The 14720-nt window shown below is 73.1% G+C and carries 16 protein-coding genes; 8 read left to right on the top strand and 8 right to left on the bottom strand.

The genetic code is table 11. The features are described 5' to 3' along the window. Nucleotides 1-11 precede the first annotated feature (11 nt). Nucleotides 12-308, bottom strand: coding sequence for a hypothetical protein (locus DEJ43_RS01175; protein ID WP_015031450.1), 297 nt, complete (start codon nucleotides 306-308; stop codon nucleotides 12-14). A 229-nt stretch (nucleotides 309-537) separates the two neighbouring features. Between DEJ43_RS01175 and DEJ43_RS01180 the strand changes: the two genes are divergently transcribed. Continuing rightward, the gene (locus DEJ43_RS01180; protein WP_015031451.1) at nucleotides 538-975 is read left to right on the top strand and encodes an OsmC family protein; all 438 of its coding nucleotides are present in this window, start codon (nucleotides 538-540) and stop codon (nucleotides 973-975) included. Nucleotides 976-1012: 37 nt separating this feature from the next. Here DEJ43_RS01180 and DEJ43_RS01185 read toward each other — a convergent pair whose 3' ends face one another. Then, nucleotides 1013-1711 (bottom strand): RraA family protein, encoded by a 699-nt coding sequence (locus DEJ43_RS01185; RefSeq protein ID WP_015031452.1) that lies wholly within the window; start codon nucleotides 1709-1711, stop codon nucleotides 1013-1015. Between the two features lie 112 nt (nucleotides 1712-1823). Between DEJ43_RS01185 and DEJ43_RS01190 the strand changes: the two genes are divergently transcribed. Both DEJ43_RS01190 and DEJ43_RS01195 read left to right on the top strand, forming a co-directional pair. Continuing rightward, entirely contained in the window at nucleotides 1824-3326 is a 1503-nt protein-coding gene (locus DEJ43_RS01190) for an APC family permease (RefSeq protein WP_015031453.1), read from the top strand. A 1-nt stretch (nucleotide 3327) separates the two neighbouring features. After that, nucleotides 3328-3744: a universal stress protein gene (locus DEJ43_RS01195; RefSeq protein WP_015031454.1), complete on the top strand. Its 417-nt coding sequence runs from the start codon at nucleotides 3328-3330 to the stop codon at nucleotides 3742-3744. A 14-nt stretch (nucleotides 3745-3758) separates the two neighbouring features. Here DEJ43_RS01195 and DEJ43_RS01200 read toward each other — a convergent pair whose 3' ends face one another. The 3 genes from DEJ43_RS01200 to DEJ43_RS01210 all read right to left on the bottom strand — a co-directional run bounded on the left by DEJ43_RS01200 (nucleotide 3759) and on the right by DEJ43_RS01210 (nucleotide 7728). Next, complete coding sequence (locus DEJ43_RS01200; protein WP_015031455.1) at nucleotides 3759-5201, bottom strand: carboxylesterase/lipase family protein; 1443 nt, start codon at nucleotides 5199-5201, stop codon at nucleotides 3759-3761. A gap of 204 nt (nucleotides 5202-5405) precedes the next feature. Next, the gene (locus tag DEJ43_RS01205) at nucleotides 5406-6650 is read right to left on the bottom strand and encodes an MFS transporter (protein ID WP_015031456.1); all 1245 of its coding nucleotides are present in this window, start codon (nucleotides 6648-6650) and stop codon (nucleotides 5406-5408) included. Between the two features lie 184 nt (nucleotides 6651-6834). Beyond that, entirely contained in the window at nucleotides 6835-7728 is an 894-nt protein-coding gene (locus DEJ43_RS01210) for a TioE family transcriptional regulator (RefSeq protein ID WP_015031457.1), read from the bottom strand. A gap of 58 nt (nucleotides 7729-7786) precedes the next feature. Between DEJ43_RS01210 and DEJ43_RS01215 the strand changes: the two genes are divergently transcribed. Next, complete coding sequence (locus DEJ43_RS01215; RefSeq protein ID WP_015031458.1) at nucleotides 7787-8989, top strand: erythromycin esterase family protein; 1203 nt, start codon at nucleotides 7787-7789, stop codon at nucleotides 8987-8989. Nucleotides 8990-9083: 94 nt separating this feature from the next. Here the strand turns inward: DEJ43_RS01215 and DEJ43_RS01220 are convergent, their stop codons facing one another. Next, nucleotides 9084-9935, bottom strand: a complete 852-nt coding sequence (locus DEJ43_RS01220) for an MBL fold metallo-hydrolase (RefSeq protein ID WP_015031459.1) — start codon at nucleotides 9933-9935, stop codon at nucleotides 9084-9086. Between the two features lie 201 nt (nucleotides 9936-10136). On the opposite strand from DEJ43_RS01220, the gene DEJ43_RS01225 reads away from it, so the two are divergent. Continuing rightward, a complete protein-coding gene (locus DEJ43_RS01225) occupies nucleotides 10137-10508 on the top strand; it encodes a hypothetical protein (RefSeq protein ID WP_015031460.1) in 372 nt (123 codons plus the stop codon). Nucleotides 10509-10538: 30 nt separating this feature from the next. Here the strand turns inward: DEJ43_RS01225 and DEJ43_RS01230 are convergent, their stop codons facing one another. After that, on the bottom strand, nucleotides 10539-10907 hold the full coding sequence (locus DEJ43_RS01230; RefSeq protein WP_015031461.1) for a cupin domain-containing protein: 369 nt from the start codon (nucleotides 10905-10907) through the stop codon (nucleotides 10539-10541). Nucleotides 10908-11319: 412 nt separating this feature from the next. Between DEJ43_RS01230 and DEJ43_RS01235 the strand changes: the two genes are divergently transcribed. From DEJ43_RS01235 to DEJ43_RS01245, 3 genes are all read left to right on the top strand, one after another. Then, complete coding sequence (locus tag DEJ43_RS01235; RefSeq protein WP_244322126.1) at nucleotides 11320-11640, top strand: SPW repeat protein; 321 nt, start codon at nucleotides 11320-11322, stop codon at nucleotides 11638-11640. A gap of 190 nt (nucleotides 11641-11830) precedes the next feature. Then, nucleotides 11831-12184 carry a DUF805 domain-containing protein gene (locus DEJ43_RS01240; RefSeq protein ID WP_015031463.1) on the top strand — a complete coding sequence of 118 codons (354 nt, stop codon included), beginning with the start codon at nucleotides 11831-11833 and terminating at the stop codon, nucleotides 12182-12184. A gap of 291 nt (nucleotides 12185-12475) precedes the next feature. Further along, nucleotides 12476-13765: an ATP-binding protein gene (locus tag DEJ43_RS01245; protein ID WP_041661946.1), complete on the top strand. Its 1290-nt coding sequence runs from the start codon at nucleotides 12476-12478 to the stop codon at nucleotides 13763-13765. On the opposite strand, the gene DEJ43_RS01250 is transcribed toward DEJ43_RS01245, so the two are convergent. Next, nucleotides 13743-14684, bottom strand: coding sequence for a carbohydrate kinase family protein (locus DEJ43_RS01250; protein WP_015031465.1), 942 nt, complete (start codon nucleotides 14682-14684; stop codon nucleotides 13743-13745). The two genes, DEJ43_RS01245 and DEJ43_RS01250, sit on opposite strands and share 23 nt — an antisense overlap. Nucleotides 14685-14720 lie beyond the last annotated feature (36 nt).

A 14720-nucleotide genomic window follows, 5' to 3' on the forward strand; every position in this document is an offset into this window, starting at 1 on the left:
TCAGGTCACCGTCAAGCAGTTCGGCGCCGCCCGCGCACCGTACGGGAGCCGGCCGGGCGGCGGACCGAAACGGGGACACGGGGCCGGAGCCGGGCCGGGATCCGGGCACCGGAACGGAGCTGCGCCCGGGAGATCCTGGCGCGCTGGCCGCCGCCCGCGATCAGGGCGTTGACGGAGACCATCGGGTCGCCGCCCACCGACCTGGCGATCAGGGCACCGATCACCAACGGCCCGAGCGCGACGGCCAGGGCCGTGCCGGTGGCGGCGACGTGCTGGAGATGGCGGGGGCGCCCGGTGTCGGAGGTCATGGTGACATTCCAGCGGAGGAGGGGGCCCGGGCGTATCGGTCGGGGTACTCAGACGGGCGGACGCGCGTACTCAGGTGAGGTTGCCGGGAGGGGTGGAGGCCGGGTCGGCCGACGCCCTCCAGCGGCCGGGGCGACACGGTTCGCTCCGGTCCGGCGGGGGCGGTGGGGTTGCCCGGGCGGGCGACCGTACCGTACGGGGACACGTTCCCACGCGAAGGAGACCGCCGCCATGGCCGACTACCGGATCGAGACCGTCCGTACCGGGTACCGGAACTGGACCGCCCGCAACGACCGGGGCGCGGAGGTCCGGATGGCCGCCGCGGACGACGCGGACGCCCAGCCCTCGTTCACGCCGGTCGAGTTGCTGCTCGCGGCGATGGGCGGCTGCGGCGGTCTCGTCGTGGACCGGACCGCGCGGGCCGTGGACCACGACGACCTGAAGATCGTGGTGGAGTCGGTCTCGGGACCGGAGGACGACGGCCGGGTGGGGCGGATCAGGGTGAGCTACGAGTTCGAGCTCCCGGACAACAACCCGCGGGCGGCCGAAGTGTTCGCCCGCGGGGTACGCCTGACGCACGAGAAGTTCTGCACGGTGAGCCGCACGGTGGAGCACGGCGCGCGCGTGGAGGCGATCCTGCCGGACGGCTCGGTGGGCTTCGAGGGCTGAGCCCGCCGGACGGCGGCCCGGCGCGCGTGCGCCGGGTTCACTCCTCGATCGCGCCGCCGATCCGGCGCAGGTGCTGCCGGAAGGTGTACGAGGGGTCCTCGGCCCGGCCCGCCAGGTACGCGTCGAACCGGGTCTGGGCGCGCAGCGTCTCCCCCGCCCTGATCCGCCGCGCCTGCTCGCGCTCCGTACGGAACAGGGCCCGGGCCGCCTCCAGGACGGCGCCGGCCCGGGCGGCGGCGACGAAGACCACGCCGTCGTCGTCGCCGAACACGACGTCGGCGGCGGTCACCTCGTGCTCGCCGAACCGCGCGGTCGTCAGCGCGTCCGGGTCCCGGGGGTCGACGCGCACGGGGCCGGGCGCGTGGCGTCCGTAGGAGAAGACGGGCAGCCCGATCTCGACGAGGTCGGGGGTGTCCCGGTGCAGGCCCCACACGACGACCCCGGCGATGCCGGCCGCCGCCGCCTCCAGGACGGCGAGGTCGCCGATGCAGGCCTCGTCGACGCGGCCCGCGTTGTCGATGACGAGGACGTCACCGGGCTCGGCCTCGCCGAACGCCTCCAGGAAGACGTCGACGCTGCCGTAGTGCCGTACGGGCAGGGCCCGGCCGGCGACGCGCCGGCCCGCGACGACGGGCAGGATGCCGGCGGGCGCGACGCGCAGGGGTTCCCCGAGCCGCACGCAGGCGTCGGCGATCAGCGGGGTGGAGAGCTCGGCGAATTCCTTCAGCGGCTGCATCGGGGCTTCCGTTCTGTTCCGGTCCGGTACGGCGGGTCTCCCGGCGCCCGGCGTGCAGCCGGGGCGCCGTCTTCCTACCATGAAGGGACACTTCTCTCGGGAGCGAGGGACCATGGCCGCTGAGGACCGCGCCTCGCGCACCGATCCGCCCGTGGGCCTGAAGGCCAACGCGATCGGGTTCGTCGACGCCCTCGTCATCGGGCTCAACTCCACCTCCCCCGCGTACTCCCTCGCGGCCGTCATCGGCCCGATCGTCGCGCTCGCCGGAATCTACGCGCCCGGGGTGATGTTCGCGTCCTTCGTCCCGATGCTGTTCATCGCCTCGGCGTTCTACTACCTCAACAAGGTCGACCAGGACTGCGGGACGACGTTCTCATGGGTGACCCGCGCGATGGGGCCCTGGGCCGGGTGGCTCGGCGGCTGGGCCATCGCGATGACCGGCGTCCTGGTGGTCGGCTCGCTCGCGGACGTGGCCGTGAGCTTCGCCCTGCTCTCCTTCGGCCTCGACAGCTGGGTGGACAACGCCTTCGTACAGCAGTCGCTGACGGTGCTGCTGATCCTGGTGATGACGGCCGCCTGCGTCGTCGGGACCGAGCTGTCGGCGAAGGTGCAGAACGTGCTGATCCTGGCGCAGGTCGCGTTCCTGCTGGTGTTCGTGGGCGTGGCGCTGTACCGGGTGTACGCGGGCACGAGCACGTACGACTCCGTCGAGCCCTCCGTCGACTGGCTGAATCCGTTCGGTGCCGGAGGGGCGGCGCTGACCGGCGGGCTGCTGCTCGGTGTGTTCATCTACTGGGGCTGGGAGTCGGCGGTCAACCTCACCGAGGAGGTGGAGGACTCCGCGACGGCGCCGGGCAAGGCGGGTCTCTGGTCCACGGTGATCCTGCTGGTCACGTACGTGTCGGTGGGGTTCGCGGTCGTCGCGTACGCGGGGCCGGCGTTCCTCGCGGAGAACGCCGACGAGGAGGAGTTCATCTTCGCCCAGCTCGCCACGGACGTGCTGGGCGGCTGGGACTGGGTGCTGCTCCTGGCCGTCTCCACCTCGGCCATCGCCTCCACCCAGACCACGATCATCCCCGCCTCGCGGACCGCCCTGTCGATGGCCCGCCGGCGGGCGTTGCCCGCGCACTACGGACACATCAGCCCACGCTTCCGCACCCCCGACGTGAGCACCTGGTGGGTGGCCGGCATCGCCATCGCCTGGTACCTCGTGGTCAACCAGATCAGCGAGAACGCGCTCCTCGACTCGCTGACCGCGCTCTCGCTGCTCATCGCGTTCTACTACGCGCTCACCGGGCTCGCCTGCGCGGTCTACTACCGGCGCCATCTCTTCGAGAGCGTCCACAACTTCCTGCTGATCGGCCTGGGCCCGCTGGTCGGCGCCGGGCTCCTGACCTGGCTCCTGGTGCGGTCGGTCTCGGACATGTCCGATCCCGAGAACTCGTACAGCGGCGACTCGTGGTTCGGCATGGGGCCGCCGCTCGTCATCGGGATCGGCATCGCCCTCACCGGGGTCGTCGTCATGATCGTGTGGCGGCTGCGGTCGCCCGCCTTCTGGGCGGAGCGGCCGGGCGTGGCCGACCCCGACCTGGTCCACGGCCGGAAGGGGCGCTGAGATGTCGGTCGTACTCGGATACGACGAGTCACCGGGCGCGGCCCGGGCCCTGCGGATCGCCGTCGAGGTGGCCGCCGCGTTCGACGAGCGGCTGGTGCTGGTCTTCGGCGCGGCGGCGCCCGGCCCGGTGGGCGAGGAGTACCGCTCCCACTACGAGGCCATCCGCCAGGCCGGGCGCGCGGGTCTCGAACAGGCGGTGACGGAGGCGGACCGGGCGGGCGTGCCGACCGTCGTCGAGGTGCTCGACGAGAAACCGGCGCAGGCCCTGATCGACGCGGCGACCCGGCACGCGGCCCGCGTCATCGTGGTGGGCAGCTGGGGCGAAAGCCCCATGCGCGGCGCCCTCCTCGGCTCCACCCCCCACAAACTTCTCCACATGTCGACGGTGCCGGTCCTCTGCGTCCCACCGGAGACGTGAGGGGGCTGCCGCCGTCAGGTGAGCCAGAGGGCGCGGACCGGGCTCAGGGGGTCTTCGGCGGTGCGGGGGTGCTCGTCCCAGATCTTCGTGACACGGCCCTCCGCCGTGTAGCGGGGCCAGTCGGGGCCCGGGTCCTGGTGGGTCACGAAGGAGACCCAGGCTCGGTGCAGGGCGTCGGCGAGTTCACGCGGCGGGGTGTCCCCGGCGACGGCCCGTACTCCCTCCGCGTCGAGGAGGTCGAAGGCGAAGGGCAGGTCGAGGCAGTGGAAGGCGAGGCCCGTGACCGGTGAGCGCCAGGTGAACTCGTAGAGCCAGGTGGGCCGTTCGCGGGCGGCGCGGGCGTCGGCGACGGCCAGGTTCGGGGCGCGGAAGGTCGCGTCGGTGAGCGCCTGGCCGAAGACCCGCTCCGGGCCGTCCGCCCCGTACGCCCGTGTGACGGCGTCGGCCCGCGCGGGGTCGAGCCCGAGGCCGCCGAGCAGGACCGGCAGCGGCGGGCCGTCCGGCCCGGGCGCGGGGAACATCGTGAACTCGTGCTCGGTGAAGCCGAGCATCAGCGGGACGTCGGCGCCCGCCTCGCCCGTGGTGAGCGCTTCGAGGGCGGGCCGGGGGATCAGCTCGCCGTCCGCGAAGGGGGCGAGGGCCAGCATCGGCGGCAGGCCCTCGCGGTCGGGGCCCGGTGCGGCCAGGCGGTCCTGAAGGTCCAGGATCTCGTCGTCGGACAGGTCACGGAGCGCGGCGACGGTCGCCGGGACGCCGGTGCGGGAGGTGAGGAGCCGGGCGGCGGCGCGGGCGGCCTCGGGGCCGTCGGGCTGCGGGACGGCTCCCGAGACGGAGAGCGCGCCCCGGAACAGGCCCTTGGCGGCGGGCACGGCGAGGAGGGTCTGGACGGCGCCGCCGCCCGCCGACTGCCCGGCGACGGTGACCTTGGCGGGGTCGCCACCGAAGGCCGCGATGTTGTCCCGTACCCACTCCAGGGCGGCGATCCAGTCGCGTACGCCCCGGTTGTCGGGGGCGTCCTCCAGGTGCAGGAAGCCTTCGATGCCGAGCCGGTAGCCCACCGACACGAGGATGACGCCGTCCCGGTTGAACGCCGCCCCGTCGTACCAGGGGCTGGCCGCCGAGCCCGCGACGTAGCCGCCGCCGTGGATCCAGACGAGGACGGGCAGCGCGGCCGACGGGTCGGCGCGGGGCGTGAACACGTTCAGGTTCAGGACTCCGGCTCCCGGGACCGAGGGCTCGGGGATGGTGGTGACCTCGGCGAAGGGGCGGCGCTGGGCCGTCGGGCCGTACGCGGTGGCGTCCAGCGGCTCCGCCCACGGTTCGGGCGGTACGGGAACGGCGAAGCGCAGGTCGCCGACGGGCGGCTGCGCGTACGGGATGCCCAGGAAGCGGAGGCTGCCGTCGGCGCGGCGCTCACCGCGGACGGGTCCTCGGGCGGTGGTGACGGTGGTGCTCATGGGTGCTGCTCCTTCTGCACGGGGGCACGCGGCTCTTCGGCGCGGGGCGCACGGGGCCCGAACGGGGCTCGAACGGGGCCGCACGTGTTCTGCCCGGGGCGCACGAGGCCTGGGAAGGAGCCTGTCACCGGCTACTTACACGTGTCAATCCCGGATCGCGGCGCTCACCCCTTCCGGGGACGTCGGCTCTCCGCGTCGCGGCGGTCACCCCTTACCGGGGCAGCTGCTCTCCCTAGTCACGACGGCCCCCTGCCCCCGGGGCAGCAATACCGGCGTCGCGAGCAGCAGGACACCCGCCAGGCCGATCGCCGCCCGGGGCCCGACGAAGGAGGCGAGCAGCCCCCACAACGCGGTCAGACCCGCCACGGAGGCCTTGGCGGAGACGGACCAGGCCGTCAGGGTGCGGGCGACCCGGTCGTTCGCCGTCAGGTCCAGGCGGTGGGCCGCGAGCACCGGACTGAACACCGCCGCGCAGGTGATCAGCGCGAACTCGACCCCCATGACCAGCAGCAGCCCCGTCGTCCCCGGGTGGACGAGGACCAGCCCGACGGGCCAGCAGACCCGCAGCACCCCCGAGGTGAGCAGCACCCGGTGCCTGCCGTACCGCGCGACGAGCGGCCGGGCCAGCCGGGAGCCGAGCAGCCCGCCCAGGCAGGGCACGGCGAACGCGAGACCGTACTGCCAGGGGGCGAAACCGAGCGGCCCCAGCATCAGGACGGCGAGGAGCGGCGCCGTCGCCATGATGAGTCCGTTGACGAGGACGCCGTTCAGGAAGAGCGGCCGCAGCACGGGGTGGGCGAGGATGTGCCGCCACCCTTCGAGGACGTCGCCGATCCCCATCCGCGCGCTCGGTCCGCGGGCGGGCGGGGGTTCAGGAGCCCGGATCGCGCGAATGCCGGCCGCCGAGAGCAGATAGCTCGCGGAGTCGACCGCCACCGTCGCGACCGGGCCGAGCAGCGCGACCAGACCGCTCCCGAGCGGTGGTCCGAGCACGGTGGCCGTCCAGAGCGTGGACTCGAACCTCGCCTGGGCGACGAGCCGCTCCTCGGGGCCGAGGAGCGCCTTCAGACAGGCGCCCGAAGCCGCGCCGAAGGTGATGTCCGCCGTGGCGACGACCGCCGAGACGACCAGGAGCTGGGTGAAGCCGAGCCGGTCGAACGCGTACGCGGCGGCGATGCTGAGCATCGCGCCGCAGCGCACGAGGTCCATGGCGACCATCACCGGCCGCTTGCGCCGGAACTCCACCCAGGGGCCGAGCGGCAGCGCGACCGCCGCGCCCACGGCCGCCCCCACGGCGGCGAGGGCGGCCACGGCGGTGGTGCCCTCGTGCAGCACGGTGACGGCGATCAGCGGGAAGGCGTTGAAGGCGACCCAGGTGCCGAGCGTGCTCGCGGTGTAGGCCCCCCACAGCCACCCGAAATCCCGCCCGAGGGACGTCCCGCCCGCCATGCCCGTACCCCTCTCGCAGGCCGGCGGGAGGATCGCGCCGACCCGTCATCAAAGCCAATCGGGACGGCCGGATCAAACCGGGGGCCCGAGGGGGGCGACGTCGGTGGCGGCCGGAGGAGCGGCGCCGGTAGCGGCCGGAGGAGCGGCGTTGGTGACGCCCGGAGGAGCGGCATCAGCGCGTGCCTCACCCCCGCGCGCGGAGGTACGCCTCCAATTCCGCGGCCCCGGCCAGCAGTGCCCGGCCCCGGGCGGTCAGCCGGCCGTGCCAGCCGGCGAGGGTGGCCGCCAGGGGCTCCAGACCGCCGGCCGCCCGGACCTGGGCGATCAGCGCGGCGATCTGCTCCAACGGGTGGCCGCCCCGCCTGAGCTGGTGGGCCAGCCGGGCGTCCCGTACGTCGGCCTCCTCGTACACGCGGTAGCCGGTCCGCGGGTCGCGGCGGGGGCGGACCAGGCCTGCGTCCTCCCAGGCGCGCAGGGTCGCGGGCCGGATGCCGAGCTGCCGCGCGAGCGGCCCGATGAACGTACCGACCGGCCCGGCGGCCGGGGCCGACCCGCCGGCCGGGGAGGGACGGACGACCTTGGCCGACCAGACGTCTGGCGACGGCCCGACGGCCGGGACCGACTCACCGGCCGGGACCGGGCCCTCGGCAGGGACCGGCCCGGCGCCCGCAACCGTCCCCCCAGCCGCGTTCGCCCCCGCCCCCGCTTCACGTGGGCGCGCCGGCGCCGGGTCCAGGTCGCGGAGGGCGGTTTCGACGGCGCGGAGGGTCCGGCGGTCGTCCAGGAGCTGGGCGTGGCTCTCGTCGACGAGGCGGAAGGCCTCCTCGGTCGCGCCTTCGTTCACCGCCCGCATGATCGCCGTCGCCGTCGCGTGCCCGTGGCCGGGCACGAGGGCGAGGAACGCGCGCAGGGCCGCCGCGTGCAGCGGGGTGTAGCCGCGGTAGCCGTGGGGCGTGCGCGCGGCGGCCGGGAGGATGCCGGCCTCCTCGTAGTTTCGGACCGCCTGGGTGGACAGACCGTGCTCCCGGGCCAGGTCGACCGGCCTGAGCCGCACACCGCTTTGAAGGTTTCGCCCCATCGTTCCCCCGATCTCGCGCAAAAGTCTCAATCGAGCCTTCAACGATAGCGTGGAAGGCATGACGACCGACATCAAAGAGACCGTCCATGCCGTCGAGGCCGCGTCCGTCCTGCGGCTCCTCCCGGCCCGCCCCCGCGTGCTCGCCCTGGGCGAGCCGACCCACGGCGAGGACCAGCTCCTCCGCATGCGCAACGCCCTCTTCCGGCAGCTCGTCGAGCAGGAGGGCTACCGGACGATCGCGCTGGAGACCGACTGCCTGGCGGGCCGGCTCGTGGACGACCACGTCACGTCGGGCACCGGGACACTCGACGAGGTCATGGAGCGCGGATTCAGTCATGAGTGGGGCGCGTTCGCGGGCAACCGCGAGCTCGTGCGGTGGATGCGCGCGTACAACGAGGGCCGGCCGGAGTCCGAGCGCGTCCGGTTCGCCGGGTTCGACGGCCCCCTGGAGATCACCGCGGCCGCGAGCCCCCGGGAGGCGCTCGTCGCCCTGCACGGCTACCTCGCGGCCCGGGTCGACGCCGAGCTGCTCCCCTGTGCCACGGACACGCTCGACCGGCTGCTGGGTGCCGAGGACCGGTGGACCGAGCCCGCCGCGATGATGGACCCGGCCCGGTCCGTGGGGCGTTCGGCGGAGGCCGACCGGCTGCGGCTGCTCGCCGACGACCTGGTGGCGTTGCTGGACGCGCAGACCCCGCACCTGCTGGCGACGTCCTCGCGGGAGGAGTGGGACCGGGCGCGGCTCCACGGGCGTACGGCGACCGGTCTGCTGCGCTACCACCATGCGATGGCCGACCCCTCGGAGACGCGGATGACCCGTCTGTGCGCGCTGCGGGACCTGATGATGGCCGAGAACCTCCTCGCGCTGGCCGCGCGCGGCCCGGTCCTCGTCCACGCCCAGAACTCCCATCTCCAGCGGGTGAAGAGCTCGATGCAGATGTGGCAGGGACGGGTCGAGTGGTGGAGCGCGGGTGCGCTGGTGAGCGCCCGGCTCGGCGAGGAGTACGCCTTCGTGGCCACGGCCCTCGGCACGATCCCGCACCAGGGGGTGGACACACCGCCGCCCGGCACCGTCGAGGGGCTGCTGTACGGGCTCCCGGAGGACACCTCCCTCGTCGACGCCCCGCGCCTCGCCACCACCCTGGGGGACCCCCTCCCGGCACCGCGCGTGTCCCCATGGTTCGGCTACGCCCCCCTGGACCCGACCCACTTGGCGACCATCGACGGCCTGGTGTTCGTGAAGGACGTCCGGCGGGACTAGGGAGTGTCACTCCCCCCGCGGGGTGCTGGTCGGCGCGGCCGAGTGCGGCCGCGCCATCCCGTGGCGGCGAGCGCCGCTTCCCGGGGAGGGGCGGTCACGTCCCCGAGGGGTGTGGTTGTTCCGGAGGGACCGAGCTTTCGGCGGTCGCCATCCACTGGTCCAGGTCCGCCTGGGTGAACTCCGTCCACGGGGGGATCTCGGGGAGTCGGCGGAGGAGGTCGTAGGCCTCGGGGATGTGGGGGCCGCGGAGTACGGGGCAGTGGCAGCCGGCGACGACCTCGGCGTTCAGGTGCTGGAAGTCGCTGACGACCGCCCCGAACTTCTGGGGGTCCAGCAGGGCGACCCAGGGGGAGACGAGTCTGCCGCCGAAGAACTGGCCGTCGCGGAACTCGTCCGGCGACAGCGCCGCCGTTTCGGGCATGGGCGCCGGCACGTTCGTGGCGAAGGTGTCGACCGACCACAGGACGCTGGTCTTCGCGTCGAAGAGGGCGCGGGTCGTGGGGTTGTCGTACAGCGGCGGCCGCTTGGCGACCAGGGTGCGGTCACCCGCGTCGATCGTGTCGCCGTCGGTCATGAAGCGGCAGCGGTTGACGGGGGTCTCCCACTCCTCCGCCATGCGGCCGATGGAGAACCACGTCGTCAGCAGGGTCGCGTTCGGGCATTCGGCGAGGACCGCGAGGAGGTTGCCCGCGTGGTCGCGGTCGTCGTGGGTGAGGAAGATCCACCGTACGTCGAGCGGGTCCACGACGGACCAGGCCGCCTCCAGCCACTGGGAGCGCACCGCTGGCGCCCCGGTGTCCACGAGGACGGGTTCGGTTCCCCGGATCACCATCGAGTTCATCGGGAAGTGGCCGACCGGCGGGGCCTCCAGGGCCCACGGGATGACGAACGTCTCCTCGGCGATCTTGTACGGCTGCAGAAGGCTGAAACTCTCGGTGGTCGTCATCGCTGCTCTCCCCGGAGCGGAGTCGCCGGAACGGTGGGGCGGGCGGGAGCCGAGGGGCCCTCGCGGAGGGTCCGGCCGGAGAGCCCCCGGCCCGAGGGGCCCGGACGCCGTCGCCTCTGCGGGCCTGCCGCGGGGGCGGTGCCGCCCGTCCTAGACTCGGACCGCCCCGGTCGGCGGGCAGGTCAAGGGGGATGGCGGCGGGTGCTGAAGTGGGATGTCGGTGCGGTGGTGGGGGTGTCTCTCTTCGCCCTCGTCGCTGTCGGGTTGATGACGGCCGGCACGGTCTGGAAGGGGCGGGCGGCGCGGCCGTTCGCCGCCAAACGGGCCCGGCGGATGGCGCAGCGGGAGTACGACCGGCACCTTCAGCGGGCTGCCGACCAGGTGATCGCTGCGGCCCGCCGGGCCGCCGACGAGGGCGAACCGGCGATCGTGACCGTCGAGGCCGTGGTGCGGATGGCCCGGGAGCGGTACGGCTACGCCGAGGTGGAGCGACAGCACGCGGCGGCGGCGCTGCGCCGCCGGTACGAGCACGCGCGGTGCGCGGTCGACTGCGTCACCGACGCGTACGGCTGAGCTGAACTCCCCCTCGGGCACGGACGTTCCTCAGGAGGACCGCTTCGCGTAGTCGCTGAAGCCCGTCCAGTCGACGGCCATGCAGGGCTCGTCGCCGAGGACCCAGGCGTCGTGGCCGGGCTGGACCTCCATGTAGTCGCCGGCTCCGTACTCCGTCGACTCACCGTCGTCCATGACGACCTTCATGCGGCCGCTGACGATGTATCCGACATGGGAGGCCATACAGCTGTCGGTGCCCGCGATCGGCTTGACGTGCTTGGACCACTGCCAGCCGGGTTCGAAGACGGCGCGGCCGACCGCTCCGCGTTCCCCGTTGACCAGATCGAGCCTGCCCTTGCCGTCTTCGAAGGGACGGGTCTCGTCCGCTGCGTCGAAGTTCTTCTTGACGATGCCGGCCATCATCCGCTCCCGGCGCTGGAGAAGGGGGTCCCCGAGTCCACTTCCAGGCTACGCCGGGATGCCGTCGGCCACCCTCCGCGGACCGATCCGAACGGGCCGGGTCGCTTTTACCTGGACATTTACTGAACGATGATCGGCATTTGGTGGTTCCACGCATATCCACGGCCCGAATTCTGTGGACATCCCTTATCGGACAGACCTACACATAAAGGCCAGATAAGAGCACAATGAAGCAGCGACGATATTCGTCGCAAGTGCGGTCAGACGTGCATGACGCCAGAAGGAGGCGAGTCGTATGGCCGACGTCTCTCACCGTCCTGGTGATATCGCAGGACACCCCGATGCACCGGAAATGCGGGACCGATATGCCCGTATGCTCCAGACCAGGGGTGTCGCGGCGGTCTAGGAGCTCGTGATCCTCGCCGGTATCTACGCCGCGATCTCCGCGTGGACGGTCCACTTCTCCGCCACCCAGCCGGCGCTCGCCATCAGCAACCTGGTCGTCGGCATCGCCCTCGCGGTCCTCGGCCTGTGTATGTCGATGGTTCCCGAGCGGTCCCAGGACCTCAACTTCGTGGTCCTGCTGATGGGCGCGTGGCTGATCATCGCCCCGTGGGTGGTCGGACAGAGCCCCGACACCGGCACCATCCTCAGCAACGTCATCACCGGCGCGTGCGTCTGCCTGTTCTCCCTCACGGCCGGCGGACTGCTCATGACCAAGAGAAGGACGTGACGTTCTGATCCTCTCCCGGAACGGCGGCCCCTCCCACCCCGGAGGTGCCGCCGTTCACTGTTTCCCACGGCGGAACGGCCACTGCCCGGTAACGAATTGACCCACGCGGTTTGAGCCACCTAAGTTCTGCGTAAAGCTTGCTCCACAGGGACAGGCTCCCGCTCGCATACCCAGTCCTTGGGGGGACAAAGTGAACTGGTACCTCGAAGTCCTGAAGAAGTACGTCGTCTTCAACGGCCGGGCCCGCCGCAAGGAATTCTGGATGTTCGAGCTGATCAACGTGATCATTTCGATCGTCCTCACCGTCGTCGACCTGTCGCTCGACATGCAGCTGCTGAGCACGATCTACTCGCTCGGCATCTTCCTGCCGTCCCTCGCGGTGACGGTCCGCCGCCTCCACGACACCGGCCGCTCGGGCTGGTGGGTCCTCATCGGCCTGGTCCCGCTCGTCGGCTTCATCGTGCTCCTGATCTTCGCCTGCACCGAGGGCGACCAGCACGAGAACGAGCACGGCCCGAACCCCAAGCTGGCCCCGGCCTACTGACGGTCCCGGCCGTCCCCACGGTCCCGGCCGTCCCCACGGCCCCGCCTGTCCCAGGGACCGTCCGCCTGACCCAGGCACCGTCCGCCTGACCCAGGCACCGTTCGCGCACGCGGCCCCCGGAAGGAATCCCTTCCGGGGGCTTTCGCGTGTCCGGACCGTCCGCGACCGGCCGGCGCATAGAGCCGGTACGGCGCGTTCGCCCCGGCCGCCTTGTGCAGGATGGCGCACGACCTGCCTCCCTGGCCCCGCCTAGCCTCGCCGCAACGGCACCAACGAGGGGCGGTACCACCGGTGAACTGGCACATCCACGACTACCGCGAGAGCGATCTCGCCGCCGTCGTCCACCTGATCGACACCACGGCGGAACTGGGCCAGGAGTCCGTGTTCTCGCTGGCCGAGTGCATCGGCGCCCTGACCACCCGCCAGCCGGCCGTGGTCGCCGTCCACCAGGGCGTACCCATCGGGGCCGCGCTCGCCTGCGTCTCCGGCGAGCGGGCCTGGGTCATGCGGATCGCGATCTCCTCGGCCTGGCGCGGCCGCGGTCTGGCCAGCGCGCTCCTCGTGGAGCTCGAGCGGCGGCTCGTGGCGGCCCGCGTCGGACGCATCGCGTACGTCCTGCCCGAGGAGGAGCTCCTCGGCGAAGGCCTGCTCAACGCCGGGTACACCCGTCAGCCCGCCGTCGCGTACTTCGAGAAGGTGGAGCCGCTGCACGGTCCCGCCGCCGGGCTCCTCGACGACCTCGGCGGCCGGCTGCTCCCCGGCGACCTGTGGGCCAAGGTCGCCGGAATGGAGCGGGAGAAGGATCTGATCGAGCGCCGGGTGGTGCTGCCGCTCGCGGAGCCGGAGCGGGCCGGGCGGCACGGGGTGCGACCGCCGCGCGCGGTCTGCCTGTTCGGTCCGCCGGGCACCGGGAAGACCACGTTCGCGCGCGGCATCGCCTCCCGCCTGGGCTGGCCCTTCGTGGAGATCCTGCCGTCCCGGCTGGCCGACGAGGGGAACCTCGCCGCCGCCCTGCGGTCGGCGTTCGCCCGGATCGCCGAGCTGGACCGGGTGCTCGTCTTCATCGACGAGGTCGAGGAGATCGCGCCGGTGCGTTCGGAGCCCGCGCAGCCCGGTGGCATGCACGGGGTCACGAACGAACTGCTCAAGCTGATACCGGGTTTCCGGGAGCGGGACGAGCGGCTGCTGGTCTGCGCGACCAACTCGATCCGTTCCCTGGACCCGGCGTTCCTGCGCCCTGGCCGTTTCGACTACCTCATCCCGATCGGTACGCCGGACAAGGCCGCGCGGGCGGCGATCTGGTCCCGGTACACCGACGGCAGGGCGGACGTCGACATCGACGAACTGGTCCTGGCGAGCGACCTGTTCACCCCCGCCGACATCGAGCACGCGGCCCGGATCGCGGCCCAGGCGTCCTTCGAGCGGGACCTGCTCGCCGTCGCCGGCCGGGGCGGCGACGCTCCGGTGCCGGGGGCGAGCACCGCGGACTATCTGGCGGCCATCGCGGAGTGCAGGCCGACCGTGACCCCGGCGATGGTCGAGCAGTTCGCCTCGGACATCACCACGCACGCCCGGACCTGAGAGCGGCGAACCGCTCCAGGGCGGCGTCCAGTTCGGCCCGGTCGGGCGGCTGGGCGCCGGCCCGGGAGACGGTGACGGCCGCGGCCGCCGCGGCCACCCGCAGCAGCTCGGCGAGGTCCCCGGCACCGAGCGCGCCCAGGGCGTCCCGACCGCGTCCGACGAGCGCGTCGAGGGCGGCGGACATGAAGGAGTCACCCGCGCCGACGGTGTCGACGACGGTGACCCGGGGCGCGTCGGCGGCGACCGTGTGGTCGCGGGTGAAGGCGAGCGCGCCCTGGGCGCCCCGGGTGACGAGGACGACGGCGGGGCCGAGGGAGAGCCAGCGGGCGGCGACCGCGTTCGGCTCCTCGCCCGGGTACAGCCAGGCCAGGTCCTCGTCGCTCGCCTTGACCAGGTCGCTGAGGCCGACACAGCGCTCGACCCGGGTGACGGCCGGACCGTGCTCCCCCATCAGGGCGGGCCGCACGTTGGGGTCGTAGCTGACGGTGGCCCGGTCCCGGAGCCGTTCGGTCTCGGCGAGGACGGCGGCCGCGCCGGGTGCGGTGACGGCGGCGATCGAGCCGATGTGCACATGGCCGGGCGCCAGGTCGGCCGGCGCCCCGCCGGTCAGCGTCCAGGCGATGTCGAAGGTGTACGAGGCGTGGCCGCGCGCGTCGAGACCGACGACCGCGGAGGGGGTGCGTACCGGCGGGTCGACGACCTCCACCCGTACGCCCGCGCCCTGGAGATGGGCCTCGATGAGCCGTCCGGTGGGGTCGTCGGCGAGCTGGGTGAGGAGGGTGACCGGCCGGCCGAGTCGGCCGAGACCGTAGGCCACGTTGGCGGGGCTGCCGCCGGGGTGGACGCGGTCGGCGTCGCCGGATCCGGCCGGGGCGCGCACGATGTCGGCGACGCACTCGCCGATCACCAGGAAGGACATGGGGCAGAGCTCCTCGGATCGGGTGTCCCGGTGGAC

The organism is Streptomyces venezuelae ATCC 10712, assembly GCF_008639165.1.
Taxonomy (GTDB): domain Bacteria; phylum Actinomycetota; class Actinomycetes; order Streptomycetales; family Streptomycetaceae; genus Streptomyces; species Streptomyces venezuelae.

What these genes read in the sequence shown, in the direction of transcription:
- DEJ43_RS01175 (WP_015031450.1), bottom strand. Translation starts at nt 308, where the DNA reads ATGACCTCCGACACCGGGCGCCCCCGCCATCTCCAGCACGTCGCCGCC.
- DEJ43_RS01180 (WP_015031451.1), top strand. Translation starts at nt 538, where the DNA reads ATGGCCGACTACCGGATCGAGACCGTCCGTACCGGGTACCGGAACTGG.
- DEJ43_RS01185 (WP_015031452.1), bottom strand. Translation starts at nt 1,711, where the DNA reads ATGCAGCCGCTGAAGGAATTCGCCGAGCTCTCCACCCCGCTGATCGCC.
- DEJ43_RS01190 (WP_015031453.1), top strand. Translation starts at nt 1,824, where the DNA reads ATGGCCGCTGAGGACCGCGCCTCGCGCACCGATCCGCCCGTGGGCCTG.
- DEJ43_RS01195 (WP_015031454.1), top strand. Translation starts at nt 3,328, where the DNA reads ATGTCGGTCGTACTCGGATACGACGAGTCACCGGGCGCGGCCCGGGCC.
- DEJ43_RS01200 (WP_015031455.1), bottom strand. Translation starts at nt 5,201, where the DNA reads ATGAGCACCACCGTCACCACCGCCCGAGGACCCGTCCGCGGTGAGCGC.
- DEJ43_RS01205 (WP_015031456.1), bottom strand. Translation starts at nt 6,650, where the DNA reads ATGGCGGGCGGGACGTCCCTCGGGCGGGATTTCGGGTGGCTGTGGGGG.
- DEJ43_RS01210 (WP_015031457.1), bottom strand. Translation starts at nt 7,728, where the DNA reads ATGGGGCGAAACCTTCAAAGCGGTGTGCGGCTCAGGCCGGTCGACCTG.
- DEJ43_RS01215 (WP_015031458.1), top strand. Translation starts at nt 7,787, where the DNA reads ATGACGACCGACATCAAAGAGACCGTCCATGCCGTCGAGGCCGCGTCC.
- DEJ43_RS01220 (WP_015031459.1), bottom strand. Translation starts at nt 9,935, where the DNA reads ATGACGACCACCGAGAGTTTCAGCCTTCTGCAGCCGTACAAGATCGCC.
- DEJ43_RS01230 (WP_015031461.1), bottom strand. Translation starts at nt 10,907, where the DNA reads ATGGCCGGCATCGTCAAGAAGAACTTCGACGCAGCGGACGAGACCCGT.
- DEJ43_RS01250 (WP_015031465.1), bottom strand. Translation starts at nt 14,684, where the DNA reads ATGTCCTTCCTGGTGATCGGCGAGTGCGTCGCCGACATCGTGCGCGCC.